Below are 13165 nucleotides of genomic sequence, written 5' to 3' on the forward strand. Positions count from 1 at the left end.
GCAGGCAAATGCTGGCCTTTATTGTTGTGTAAAAAATACTACATCAATGGCGGTTATTGGCAGTTTGGCGCCAAAAAAAAGCGCCTTTAACGTAATAAAACACGTTTTGGGCGCTTTTCGTTTCAGGTGGGCGGGGGCGTTAGCTTGCCACGGCCACTTGTGCGGCGCCGCGCTTGAGGAAAGCGTAGCTCACCCCGGTAATCAGCGAGCCCGCCACGATGGCGCCCAGATACAAAAGCGCCGGGGTGATCGCACCCGGGATCAGCAGCACGAAGATACCGCCGTGGGGCGCCATGAGCTTGGCGCCGACCAGCATGGAGAGCGCGCCGGTAACCGCGCCGCCGGCGATACAGCAGGGAATGACGCGCAGCGGATCCTTGGCCGCAAACGGAATCGCGCCTTCGCTGATAAAGCAAAGCCCCAGCACGAAAGACGCCTTACCCGCCTCGCGCTCGGCGGCGGCGTACTTGTAGCGCGCCAGAAAGCTTGCGATACCCATACCGATAGGCGGCACCATGCCCGCGGCCATCACCGCCGCCATCGGCCCATAGGTGTTCGAGGCGATTAGACCCACCCCAAACGTGTAGGCGGCCTTGTTGATCGGCCCGCCCAGGTCGACGCACATCATCGTGCCGAGCAGAAGCCCCAGAATGACCGCGTTGGTGGAATCCAGCGACTCGAGGTAGTTCTCGAGCGCGCCCAGAAGAGTGGCGACCGGCTCGCCGATGACGTACACCATCACTAGCCCGGTCACCAAACTCGCCACGAAAGGAATGATCAAAATGGGCTTGAGCGACTCGACGCTCGAGGGCAGCTTCACGCCGCGGGTGACGGCCAGCGCCACGTAACCCGCCAGAAAGCCCGCGAGAATGCCGCCGATGAACCCGGAGCCGATATCCGCGGCGAGCATGCCGCCGATCAACCCTGGCGCGATGCCCGGCCGGTCGGCGATGGAGTAGGCGATGTAGCCCGCCAGTACCGGTACGATCAGCCCCATGGCGCTGCCGCCGATTTGCATCAGCGCGGCGGCAAGCGTGCCCGGCTCCTCGAACGCCTCGATGCCGAAAACGAACGACAGCGCGATGATCAGCCCGCCCGCCACCACCATGGGCAGCATGAACGACACCCCGGTCAGCAGGTGCTTGTAAACGCCTTTTTCCTTGAGGCTTTTGCTGTCACCGGTGGGCTTTGCACTGGCGCTGTCTTCTACCACGGCCTGGGAGAGCGCGTTTTCGACGGTGAGCTGCGGTTTTTTCAGCGCCGTACCGGTCGAGGTGCGATAGACCCGCTTGCCCGCGAAGCGGGTCGGGTCGACCTCGATATCGCAGGCGAGAATCACCACGTCGGCGTCATGAATTTCCGCCTCGGTCAGCTTGTCCTGGGCGCCCACGGACCCCTGGGTTTCCACGCGAATGGCGTGGCCCAGCGCGCGGCCGGCCTCGCTCAATGCCTCGGCGGCCATGAAGGTATGCGCCACGCCGGTGGGGCAGGCGGTGACGGCGACGATTCGGTGCACGCCTTCGGCACTAGCCGCCGCTGGCGCCTCAAGGCTCTCTTCGGCCGGGGTATAGAGCGGCGCTTCACGCTTGGCGGTGGTCAAAAAGTCTTCCGGCGCCGGCAGCGCCTGCGCAATGCTGCCGTGATAGAGGCGCTTGCCGGCGAAGCGGCCGGGGTCGGGCACGTGGGGCGCGGTGACCACGATCAGATCGGCGTGCTGTATCTGCTCGGCGCTGGCGGGTATGAGCGGGGCCAGCTCGCTGTGCATCTCGACGTGCACTTGCCAGCCCAAACGTTTGGCGGCCTGCTCGAGCCGCCGGGCGGCCAAAAAGGTCGTCGCCATGCCGCTGGGGCAGGCGGTAATTAGAATGATGTTCATTGAAAAGCTCCCTCGACGTGGCCGGTTTCCAGGCGCTGTACGTGAGTCTCTAGTTCCAGGTTTGAAAAGTCGCTGGCCCTGGCATCGCCAACGCCTGGGTGGCGCACCGATTCACAGGAGAGGGCGGTTGCAAAGCGCAACGTGGCCTGGGCGTCTTGTCCGCTCAGCAGGCCGTGCAGCATGCCCGCCAGGAAGGTGTCGCCAGCCCCTACGGTGTTGACCGCTCGAACCCGCGGCGGCGTGGCCTGCCAGGCGCCTTCGGCGTTGACCCAGAGTACGCCGTCGGCGCCGGCGGAAAGCAGGGCCTGGTCGATCCCGGCCCGGTGCAGGCGCTGGGTTGCCTGCTGGCGGCTCGCCAGGCTATCCAGCGGGCCTTGTGCCCACTCGGCAAGCTCGATTTCGTTGGGCTTGACCGCCGCCGGGGCGATCGCGATGGCACGCTTTAGCGCCTCGCCGCTGGTATCGACCCAAAGCGGCACCCCGGTATTTTTGAGTCTTTCGAGCAAGGCACTGAAGCGGTCCACATCAAGCCCGGGCGGCAGGCTCCCGGCGACCACGATCGCCTCGACCGGGGTGTGGGCCAGTGTCTCTTCAACGCCACGCAGCAGCGCCTCCAGGGTGGCGGCGTCCACCGCGATCCCCGGACCGTTGATATCCGTCACTCGGCCGCTTCGTTCGGCAAGCTTGGCGTTGATGCGGGTCTCGCCGGGTACGCGCAAAAACGCGTCCGTAACGCCAAGCTGCTCGAAGGCGCGCTTGAAGGGGCCGTCGTTATCAACCCCCAGAAAGCCGCTCACGATAACCTCGTGGCCGAGCCCTGCCAGCACGCGGGCCACGTTGACGCCCTTGCCGGCGGCTTCGAGCTGGGCGTGGTGGGGGCGGTTGACCGCCCCCAGGGCCAGCTCATCGAGGGCGAAGGCGAGATCCAGCGCCGGGTTGAGTGTGAGTGTCAGAATGCGGGCCATTAGCGGGCCTCCAGGGCGTCGCGTACTGCGTCAGAGGTGGCCTGAGCAAGGGCCAGGCGGGCGCTGGCCTGCGCATCTGCCAAGTCGAACTCGCGCAGGCGCGCTTTCACCAGCGCCACCTGGCGGGCACTGACCGAGAGCTCGTCGACGCCCAGGCCGACCAGCACCGGCACGGCGGCGGCGTCGGAGGCGAGCTCGCCGCATACGCCGACCCATTTGCCTTTGGCGTGGGCGGCCTCGACGGTCATCTGAATCAGGCGCAGCACCGCCGGGTGCAGGCCGTCGGCCTGGGCGGAAAGCACCGGGTGGCCGCGGTCGATCGCCAGGGTGTACTGGGTCAAATCGTTGGTGCCGATCGAGAAGAAGTCGACCTCGTTGGCCAGTGTGGGGGCGAGCAGGGCGCTGGAGGGAATCTCGATCATCACCCCGAGCTGCACGTCCGTTGCCCGCTCCGTGGTGGGAATCTCGGCGAGCAGCCGGTCGTAAATCGCTTTGGCGGCGCGGAACTCGGCCACGTCCTTGACCATGGGGAGCATGATACGCAGCGGCCGCGCGTTGCCCTGGGCGTCCGGGGCGGCGGCCATTAAAAGCGCCTTAAGTTGGGTTTCCAGCACCTGTGGCTCGGTCAGTGCCAGGCGAATGCCGCGCAGCCCCAGAAACGGGTTGTCCTCTTGGGGTACCGGCCAGTAGGGCAGGGGTTTGTCGCCGCCGACGTCCAGGGTGCGGGCCACCAGCGGGCGCCCGGCAAGCGCCTCGAGGGCCTGGCGGTATTCGGCGGTTTGGGTGGCCAAATCCGGGGCGCTCGAATGGGCCATGAACAGAAACTCGGTACGTAAAAGCCCTACGCCCTCGGCGCCGCGCTCCACCGCATCTTCGGCGTGCAGCGTATTGCCCAGGTTGGCCGCAACCTCGACCGGGTGACCGTCGCGAGTTTGGGCGGGCTCGAAGCGCCGCTCCCAGGCGTACGCTTCCCGGCTTTGCAGGTCGAGCAGTTGCTGCTCGGCGCGGCTCAGGCGCTCCTCGCTTGGCGAGGGCGTAATGCGGCCGCGCTCGCCGTCGAGAATCATCATGCAGGCGTTATTAAGGCCCATTACCGCCTTGCCGGCGCCGACCACCGCCGGAATGCCCAAGGCTCGCGCCAGAATCGCGCTGTGGGCCGTGGCGCCGCCGCGCTCGGTCAAAAGCCCCTTGACCCGGGACGTATCGAGCCGCGCCACATCCGACGGGCCGATGTCCTCGGTGACCAGAATGTAGGGGTGATTAGGCGGTTCGGGGAGCTCCACATTGCACAAAACGCTGAGTACCCGGCGGCCCACATCACGCAGGTCCGCGGCGCGCTCGGCCAATAGCCGGTCAGCCAGCATTTCCTGGGCGTGGGCGGCGGTGTCGATCGCCTCCCACCAGCCGGCCTCCGCCGAGCGGCCCTCGCGAATGGCGTCTTTCGCGGCGTGGTGAAGCTCCGGGTCGTCGAGCATCTCTTCGTGCATGGAGAGAATATCCGCCACGTCGCCGCCGGCGGCGTGGCGCACCAGCGCGCTTAGCTGCGCTTTGCCCTCCTGCACCGCCTCCTTCAGCCGGGATAGCTCCCGCTCGGGGTCTGCCGCTTGCTCCGGGTAGTCGAATTGCGGGGCGCGCATGACGAACACCGGCGCGATCGCAAGCCCCGGGGAGGCGGCCACACCGGTATGCGGCATGTCGGCCTCGAGGGCCATGACCGGTTGTTCCTCATGCTCGGCAGGGGCGGGCGGCTCGAAACCGCCGTCGAAGGGCGCGACTTTTTCGCCAAGCCCGCCTTCGATGGCCTGGGCCAGCGCTTCGAGCGCTTGCTCGGCGCCTTCACCTTCGCCGGAGAGCGTCAGCCACTGCCCGCGCCGGGCGCCCAGGCCAATCACCTTGGTCAAGCTCGCCGCGGAGACGCTGGTCGGACTGCCTTCCTCCAGGCGCACGTTGAGCGCCACGCTCTGGGCACGGGCCACCTGCACCAGCTGCTTGGCCGGGCGGGCATGCAGGCCGTGGGGGTTGAGCACGCGCACGCGACGGGTCGGGGTGGCGGCGTTTTCACCGGCGAGTAGCGCCAATGCCCTGGCGGTGTCGGCGTCGGCAAGGGTTTGGCTCGCTACGCTCTCGAGCAGCGCATCGACTTGCTTTAAAAGCGGCAGGTGGTAGTCGCTCATGGCGGCCAAACAGAAAAGCGCCTGCACCGGGTGGCCCGCTTCCTCGAGCGCGGTATCCGCCGGGGTGGCCAGCGCAAGCGCAGGCGTTAGCGCCCCGCCCGAGTGGCTAACGAGCCAGTAGCCATCGCCCAGCCATACCGGGGCCTGGTCGGCCACGGCGGCGATGAAGGTGTTATCCACGCAGCCGCTTTGATAGAGCCTGGCCGCCGCGGCCAGCGCCAGTTCCTGGGCGCTTTGGGCGGGAAACTTCAGGCACAGCGTCTCTTTACCCAACCGCGGTGCCGGGACCTCTTTGGCCAGCAGGCGGGCGACGTCCTCGGCGGAGGTCGCCCTGGCCAGCGCCTCGGCCACGCCATCCCGGTCCAGCACATGGGTGAGCTGGCGCAAAATATCCAGGTGCTCGTCGTTTTGCGCGGCGATGGTCACCAGTACGTGAACACGGTTGCCGTCGTGCCACTCGAGCCCTTCGGGGAACTGCAGCACGCGCACGCCGGTTTGCTGAACGTGCTGACGACTTTGCGGCGTGCCATGGGGTATGGCGATGGCGTTGCCCAGGTACGTGGACGACTGGGCTTCGCGAGCGTGCAGCCCGTCACGGTATTCCGGCGCGGTCAGCCCCGCTTCGTTCAGCGCGCCGGCGGCGGCGTCCAGCGCGGTTTGCCAGCTATCCGCCCGGCAACCCAGCAGGATATCGTCAGGGCCAAGTGTGAGCATGCAGTTCTCCTGTAAAGCGCGTCCGGCGTGAACTCGAAAGCGGCGCGAAGGCGGGGTCACAACGCGCATTAAAATCGTGAAACCCTTGGTGATGCTATGCTGAAACGATTCACCTCAGGGCACAAGGGGTGTGTTTGTAGACGTTGGTAGGGGCTTAGTCAAGGCGCTGGTACACTAAAGCGCTCAATGTGAGGACACGACATGACACTTGCCGATATCGCCCGGCTCGCCGGCGTCTCGCGAACCACCGCCAGCTACGTGATCAACGGCCAGGCGGAAAAGCGCCGTATTAGCGCCGCGACCATCGAAAAAGTAATGAGCGTGGTACGGGCGCACCGCTATCACGTCGACCCCCAAGCGGCGGCGCTGCGCCGTGGCGCCAGCCGGCTGATCGGGCTGATCGTGCCGGACCTGGAGAACGTAAGCTACGCCCGCCTTGCCAAGCGCCTGGAGCGGGGCGCACGGGAGAAGGGGTACCAGCTTTTGGTGGCAAGCTCTGACGACAACGCCGAAAGCGAATGCGCGCTGGCGCTGGCGCTGCGTGCCCAGCGCTGCGAGGTGCTGATTACCGCGAGCTGTTTGAGTCAAAGCGACCCGTTCTATACCGAGCTTGCCAACGAGGGCGTTCGCATCGTAGGGGTCGACCGGGGACTTTCCCCCGCGCGCTTTGCAAGCGTGGTGAGCGATGACTTCGCGGCGGCACAGGCGCTAACGCAATCGGTGATCGGCACTGCTACGCGGCGCCTTGTCTGGATCGATGCGATGCCCGGGCTTTCGATCAGCCGCGACCGTCGGGCCGGGTTCGAAACTGCCCTGTACGAGCGCGGTGTAGAAGGGCGGACGCTTTGCGCCAACCGCTACGAGCGCGGCGAGGGCGCCCGGCTAATGGCCGAGCTCGAAAGCGAGATGGGCGAAGTGGATGCCATCGTCACCGCCTCTTACACGCTGATGGAAGGGGTGTTCGATCACTTTCTCGGCCGTGGGGGGCTTCCTCAAGCGCTCAAACTGGCCACCTTTGGCGATCACCGGCTTTTGGACTTTTTGCCCCAGCCGATCAACACCGTCTCCCAGGATTACGAGGGTATGGCCCAGTGCACGCTTGCCTGCGCGCTGGACGCCATCGAAGGCCGCGTCCAACCCGGTCAAAAAGTGGTGGCGCGCCAGTTGCGCGTCCGCGAGGGCCAATACGCAAGCGCCTAAAACGCCCGGCACTGTCGGTAGCGCCAGGGCGTTCTAGGGCGTGCGGGCCTCGGCCCAGGCCTGGGCATCCGGGATGTTCATGACGTATTCCGCGTCGATATAGTGCGACGAGAGCATGAAATCCGCGCTGGCTGCGTTGCAGGCCACCGGGACGTTCCAAAGCGCGGCCAAACGCAGCAGCGCTTTGACATCCGGGTCGTGGGGCTGGGGGGCGAAGGGGTCCCAAAAAAAGATCAGGATATCCAGGCGCTGCTCGGCGATGCGCGCGCCAATCTGCTGATCACCGCCCAAGGGCCCGCTCATCAACCCTTCGACCTCGAGCCCCAGCGCGCTCTTTAGCCGCCCGGCGGTGGTGCCGGTGCCAAGCAACGTATGTGCGCCAAGCGTTTGTTGCCAGCGCGCCGCCCACTCCAAAAGCTCGCTTTTTTTACCATCGTGAGCAATCAGCGCAATCCGCTTTTTGGTAGCAAGCGTCCGCGTGGCCTGGCGGGGTGGGCGGGCATCGTTCATGGCGTGTTCTCTTGTTATGGGGCTTATCGATAGCGCCTTGCGGGCGCGCTGGCTCGTTTATTCGGCGTCCACCGCCAACACTTTCAGGGTATTGGTGCCGCCGTGGGCGTTCATGTGATCGCCCCGGGTGAGAATGACATGTTCCCCCGGGCCCGCCAATCCGTGCGCCTTGAGAAGTTCGACGGCTTTCTGATTGACCTCGGTGGCGGCCATGCCGGTGGTGTCGAAGGGAATCGAGACCACGCCGCGGTAAAGCGCCATGCGCCGCTGGGCAATCGGGCTGTGGGCAAGCCCCACGATCGGAAGCCCGGAGCGAATGCGCGAGGCGATCAAGGGGGTATAGCCGGTCGAGGTCATACAGGCGATGGCGCGCACACCGGTCAAGTGGTTGGCGGCGTACATGGCCGACAGCGCAATGGTTTCATCGATACGCTCGAACCCTTCGTGAATCCGGTGGCCCGAGGACTGCGCGATCCGTTCGCGCTCGGCGCCCAGGCAGACCCGGTCCATGGCTTCGATGGTTTCTACCGGGTAGTCGCCGGCGGCGGTTTCTGCCGAGAGCATCACCGCGTCGGTGGCGTCCAGCACCGCGTTGGCCACGTCGAACACCTCGGCCCTTGTGGGCAAGGGCGATTCGATCATCGACTCCATCATTTGCGTTGCGGTGATCACTGCCCGGTTGTGCGAGCGGGCATGCTTGATGATGCGCTTTTGCGTACCGATCAGCGCTTCGTCGCCGATCTCCACGCCCAAATCACCCCGGGCGACCATGACCGCCTCGCTGGCGTCGATGATACCGTCGAGGGTTTCATCGGTGGCGACCGCCTCGGCGCGCTCGAGCTTGGCGACCAGGCCGATCTCCTTACCCGCCTCGCCCAGAAGCTGGCGAGCTTCCTGCATGTCCGCGGCACTTCGCGGAAACGACACCGCCAGGTAGTCCACGCCGATCTCGACCGCGGTCTTGAGATCTTCCCGGTCCTTGTCGGTCAGCGCCGGGGCGGAGAGCCCGCCGCCCTGTTTGTTGATGCCCTTGTTGTTGGAGAGCTTGCCGCCCACGTGTACGAGGGTGTGTACCTCCTGGCCCTGGATTTTGGTGACATCCAGCACCACGCGGCCATCGTCGAGCAGTAACCGATCACCGGGGGCGACGTCGTCGATCAGTGCCTTGTAATCGCAGCCCACCCGCTCGGCGCTGCCGCTCTGGCTATCCAACGCCATGTCCAAAATGAATGCGTCACCAACCTTTAGGTTCACCGGGCCGTCGGCGAAGCGGGCGATGCGAATCTTCGGGCCCTGCAAATCGCCAAGCGCGGCAACGCTGCGGTTCAGGCGTGCGGCGATCTCGCGTACCGCCTCTAAACGGCGCTGGTGATCCTCTTTGGAGCCATGGGAGAAGTTGAGCCGCACCACGTCGACCCCCGCCTCGAGCATTTTTTTGAGCACCCCGGGGCGGTCGCTGGCCGGTCCCAGCGTTGCCACGATTTTGGTGCGGCGCAGGGGCGTGTAGGACACATTGCTGCTCATGGGGCGTCTCCTTTATCGACTAAATAGCATTGCGGTTGGCAAACGGGTGTCGGACCACAATTAATGATTGGACCAAGATAGCGTTTTTATAGTAATTTTACTACATATTAGGCTTAAGGCCGCTTGGGAGCGCCCTAACTGGCCTTTAATTGATTTAAATACGTTTTTTTACCTCTTTTTTGTAATTTTTTTACTGGTTTTCTGTTTTTGTAACACGTTTTGTAATAGCGTTTTACGACAGTTAGCAACGACTTCACTACCAGCCAAACGAGGTGCCCTGTGAGCATTAAGATTGCGATTAATGGCTTTGGCCGCATCGGCCGTAACGTACTGCGCGCGCTTTATGAAAACGGCTACCGCGACCGCTTCGAAGTCGTGGCCATCAACGACCTGGGTGAAGCGTCACTCAACGCCCACCTGCTGCGCCACGATACGGTTCACGGCCACTTTCCCTTCGCCGTCGAACACGACGACGAGAGCATTACCGTGGACGGCGACCGCATTGCGATCTCCTCCGAGCGCGACCCGGCCAACCTTCCCTGGAAAGCGCTGGGCGTCGACCTGGTCATGGAGTGCACGGGCCTTTTCTCCAAGCGCGACGCCGCCGCCAAGCACATCGAAGCCGGCGCCGGGCGCGTGTTGATCTCCGCGCCGAGCCCGGACGCGGATGCCACGATCGTGTTTGGGGTGAACGACGATATCCTGACCGCCGAGCACAAGGTGGTCTCCAACGCCTCTTGCACGACCAACTGCCTGGCGCCGGTGGCCAAGGCGTTGAACGACGCCGTTGGTATCGAAAACGGCCTGATGACCACCGTTCACGCCTACACCAACGACCAGAATCTATCGGATGTGTACCACTCGGACCCCTACCGGGCGCGCAGTGCCACGCACTCCATGATTCCGACCAAAACCGGGGCCGCCGCCGCCGTGGGTCTGGTGCTGCCCGAGCTCGACGGCAAGTTCGACGGCCTGGCCGTGCGCGTGCCGGTGATCAACGTATCCCTGGTGGATCTGACCTTCACCGCCTCGCGCGACACCACCAAGGAAGAGATCAACGAAGCGGTGCAAAAAGCCGCGGCGAATTCCAAAGTACTGGCCGTCAACGAGCAGCCGCTGGTCTCGATCGACTTCAACCACGATGCGAACTCCTCGACCTTTGACGCCAACCACACCCGTGTCAACGGCCGCTTGGTCAAGATCATGGCCTGGTACGACAACGAGTGGGGCTTCTCCAACCGTATGCTGGACACCGCACTCGCCATGCAAAAAGCCGCGCAGTAACGCTTAAGCGCAAGGCCTGTGTTGTAAAATAGGCCGGTTTGTAAAAAAGGCCGGTTTGTAAAAAAGGGCGGGGCGCCATTGGCGCCTCGCCCTTTTTTCGTTCATGTACGACCTGGTCGCCTGAGCGCGGGATGCCGGTTAAAGCGTGATCCGGTAGCGCGCAAAGCCGTTGTCGCCATCCCCCGCGGGTTCGATTTGCGTGGTCTGCGCCACGTCGGCCAGGTAGTGCTCTGCCCCGGGTCCGGTTTCGAACAGCGCCGTGGTACCGGGCATCGGTTTGAATGCCCAGTTGAAGTCCGCCGCCGGGTCGACCGTTCCCTGCTCGACGATATAGCGCACGATGATGTCGCGGTTGGTGTCCGGGCCCACGAAAATGACCGCCTCCGAGTCGACACCCGGGAAGTTGCCGCCACCCCCGGCCCGGTAGTTGTTGGTGGCCACGACGAACATTTGCGCCGGGTCGATCGGCGCGCCTTCGAATTCCAGGTCGACGATGCGGTGGGCCTCGGGGTGGGCAAGCTCGCCCTCTGCGGTGTAGCGGGCAGGCTGTGCCAGGTCGATGCGATAACTCACGCCATCGATCACGTCGAAGTTGTACGACGGGAAGCGCGTATCAAGAAGCGGCGCGTCCTCGGCGCCTTCATTGACCTGATGGAACATGCCCGCCGACATCTCGAGCCACTCGCGCACCTGGGCGCCGCTGACCGCTACGGCGCGAATGGTGTTGGGGTAAAGATACAAATCCGCCACGTGCTTGATGGCGATGTCTCCCGCCGGTACGTCGGTGTAGTAGTCGGGGCCGCCTCGTCCGCCGGTTTTGAAGGGGGCCGCGGCGGAAAGCACCGGCAGCCCCGCGTACTCGCCGCCCTTGAGCATCTCTTCGATGTACCAGATCTGGGCATTGGCGACGAGCTGCACCGAGGGGTCGTCGGCGACCAGCGCAAAGTAGGAGTGGAGCGGGGCCGCGCTGCGCCCGACCGGCGTGCGTACGTAGTCGAGGGTGGCCTGGTGGTCGTCGCTCACCGCGCTAGTCACTGCTGCGCTTGAGGACACGTTAGGTATCACGTCGCGGTCTTCGTCGCGGTGATAGATCGGGCGCGCCTCAGTGGTGAAGTCGACGATTCGCCAGCGCCCGCCGTCGCGTTCGAGCAGTAAATCGATCAGCCCCATGTGCGAACCCCAAAACCCCGCCATGACCGCCGGCTTGCCCATCAGCGTTCCCCGCGCCGGGTCGACCCCGGCGATGCCCTCGAAATCATTGGGGCCGGGAAAGACCAGATGCTGATGGCCGGTGAAAAGGGCATCGATACCATCGACCCCGGCAAGATACAGCGCAGCGTTTTCCATCCGCTCGGTTTGGCCCGCGCCTTCGATGCCGGAGTGGGCGAGTGCCACGATGATATCCGCACCTTCCTCTTTCATTACCGGCACCCAGGCCTGGGCCGCCTCGACGATGTCCCGGGTATTGGCGCGGCCTTCGAGGTGCTTTTCGTCCCACGTCATGACCTGGGGCGGCACGAAGCCAATGAAGCCGACCTTGACGCTGCTGCTCTGGCCAGCGCCATCGGTGATCGTTTTCTCCTTGATCAGGTAGGGGCGCAGGAAAAGATCGTCGTTGCGCGGGTTGGCCGCCAGCGCGCCCTTGGTCAGGTTGGCGCAAACAAAAGGAAAGTTGGCGCCGTTCAACACCTTGAACATGAAGTCCAAGCCGTAGTTGAACTCGTGATTGCCCAGGGTTGCGATGTCGTAGCCCAACACGTTCATCGCGTTGATGACCGGGTGATGGTCGCCTTCGCGCATGCCGCGCTCATAGGCGATGTAGTCGCCCATCGGGTTGCCCTGAAGAAAATCGCCGTTATCGATCAGCATCGCATTGGTGGACTCCGCGCGCACCGCGTCGATGAGCGACGCGGTGCGCGCCAGGCCCATGGTGTCGTTGGGCCGGTCGGCGTAGTAATCATAAGGCAGCACGTTGACGTGGATGTCGGTGGTTTCCATCAGCCGAAGGTGCGCCTGGCGGGGCGAGGCGTGCGCTGCAAAGGGGTGTAGCAGGATCAGCGACGACGACGCGGCCAAACCGCCCAAAAACGTACGCCGCGAAAGGGCATAAGGGTCGATACTCGAAGACATACGGGGCTCCCAAGGCAGTGAGTAGTAGTAGCCGCCTTTAACCTACGGCGTTGATATGACATCTATTGGACGGCGATAGGGCTTTTAACGATTAAGCCGCTGTTTTGACTATAAAAGAGAACACGACAAAAGGGGTAGAGCGGGGCGCGCTAAAATTTTTTTAAAAAAAGTGCATCCAAAACGAAGGCTCGCGTGTATCCCTTATACAGCCGCACAGAATCACGCGGTTGATAATAACCTTTAAGGAGACTGAAATGAGTATTCAACATCTAACGCGTGCTACTTTAGCTACTGCCCTGATTGCATCCTTCAGTCACGCTGCTCTGGCGGATACGCCAGAGGACGTCCAGGTACCGGACGGCCACACCGTCGCACTCGAAACCGTCGGTGTAGGCGCGATCAAATACATGTGTGAAACCAACGATTCCGGCGACGTCGCGTGGGTATTCAAGGGCCCGAGCGCGGCGCTCAACGACGGCGAAGGCGCCCAGGTCGGCAGCTATTACGGCCCGCCCGCCACTTGGGAGGCGATGGACGGCTCCAAAGTGACCGGTACCCAGCTTGCTACCGCCGATAACGGCGACGCCAACATTCCGCTTCAGCTGGTCGAAGCCAATCCGGCTGAAGGCGAAGGCGCCATGACCGACGTAAGCTACATTCAGCGTCTGAACACCGAAGGCGGTGTAGCGCCGGATATGGCCTGCGATAGCGACCACGAAGGCGCCACGGCCATCGTCACTTATCAGGCCGACTACATCTTTTGGACCGCCGAATAAGTTCAACCCTGC

General features: G+C 63.9%; 9 protein-coding genes. 3 read left to right on the forward strand and 6 right to left on the reverse strand.

Annotated features, from left to right (window positions below; translation table 11 throughout):
* Positions 1-139 precede the first annotated feature (139 nt).
* The 3 genes from ACWHXT_RS06445 to ptsP are packed head-to-tail and all read right to left on the reverse strand — an operon-like array spanning position 140 to position 5729.
* Positions 140-1876, reverse strand: a complete 1737-nt coding sequence (locus tag ACWHXT_RS06445; protein WP_447957655.1) for a PTS fructose-like transporter subunit IIB — start codon at positions 1874-1876, stop codon at positions 140-142.
* The gene (gene pfkB / locus ACWHXT_RS06450) at positions 1873-2841 is read right to left on the reverse strand and encodes a 1-phosphofructokinase (protein ID WP_447957656.1); all 969 of its coding nucleotides are present in this window, start codon (positions 2839-2841) and stop codon (positions 1873-1875) included. The genes ACWHXT_RS06445 and pfkB overlap by 4 nt, the downstream gene beginning before the upstream one ends.
* Entirely contained in the window at positions 2841-5729 is a 2889-nt protein-coding gene (gene ptsP, locus ACWHXT_RS06455) for a phosphoenolpyruvate--protein phosphotransferase (protein WP_447957657.1), read from the reverse strand. Before ptsP ends, pfkB begins: the two co-directional genes overlap by 1 nt.
* A 201-nt stretch (positions 5730-5930) precedes the next feature.
* Here ptsP and cra point away from each other — a divergent pair, with 201 nt between their 5' ends.
* Positions 5931-6929 carry a catabolite repressor/activator gene (cra, locus tag ACWHXT_RS06460; protein WP_447957658.1) on the forward strand — a complete coding sequence of 333 codons (999 nt, stop codon included), beginning with the start codon at positions 5931-5933 and terminating at the stop codon, positions 6927-6929.
* 33 nt (positions 6930-6962) lie between these two features.
* Here cra and ACWHXT_RS06465 read toward each other — a convergent pair whose 3' ends face one another.
* Both ACWHXT_RS06465 and pyk read right to left on the reverse strand, forming a co-directional pair.
* Positions 6963-7439, reverse strand: a complete 477-nt coding sequence (locus ACWHXT_RS06465; RefSeq protein ID WP_447957659.1) for a methylglyoxal synthase — start codon at positions 7437-7439, stop codon at positions 6963-6965.
* A 57-nt stretch (positions 7440-7496) separates the two neighbouring features.
* Positions 7497-8963, reverse strand: coding sequence for a pyruvate kinase (gene pyk / locus ACWHXT_RS06470; RefSeq protein WP_447957660.1), 1467 nt, complete (start codon positions 8961-8963; stop codon positions 7497-7499).
* Positions 8964-9242: 279 nt separating this feature from the next.
* Here pyk and gap point away from each other — a divergent pair, with 279 nt between their 5' ends.
* Positions 9243-10247, forward strand: coding sequence for a type I glyceraldehyde-3-phosphate dehydrogenase (gene gap, locus ACWHXT_RS06475; protein ID WP_447895679.1), 1005 nt, complete (start codon positions 9243-9245; stop codon positions 10245-10247).
* Between the two features lie 138 nt (positions 10248-10385).
* On the opposite strand, the gene ACWHXT_RS06480 is transcribed toward gap, so the two are convergent.
* Entirely contained in the window at positions 10386-12377 is a 1992-nt protein-coding gene (locus ACWHXT_RS06480; RefSeq protein WP_447957661.1) for a bifunctional 2',3'-cyclic-nucleotide 2'-phosphodiesterase/3'-nucleotidase, read from the reverse strand.
* Between the two features lie 254 nt (positions 12378-12631).
* Between ACWHXT_RS06480 and ACWHXT_RS06485 the strand changes: the two genes are divergently transcribed.
* On the forward strand, positions 12632-13153 hold the full coding sequence (locus ACWHXT_RS06485) for a DUF3455 domain-containing protein (protein ID WP_447895681.1): 522 nt from the start codon (positions 12632-12634) through the stop codon (positions 13151-13153).
* Positions 13154-13165: the final 12 nt, after the last annotated feature.

The organism is Vreelandella halophytica (genome assembly GCF_968193635.1).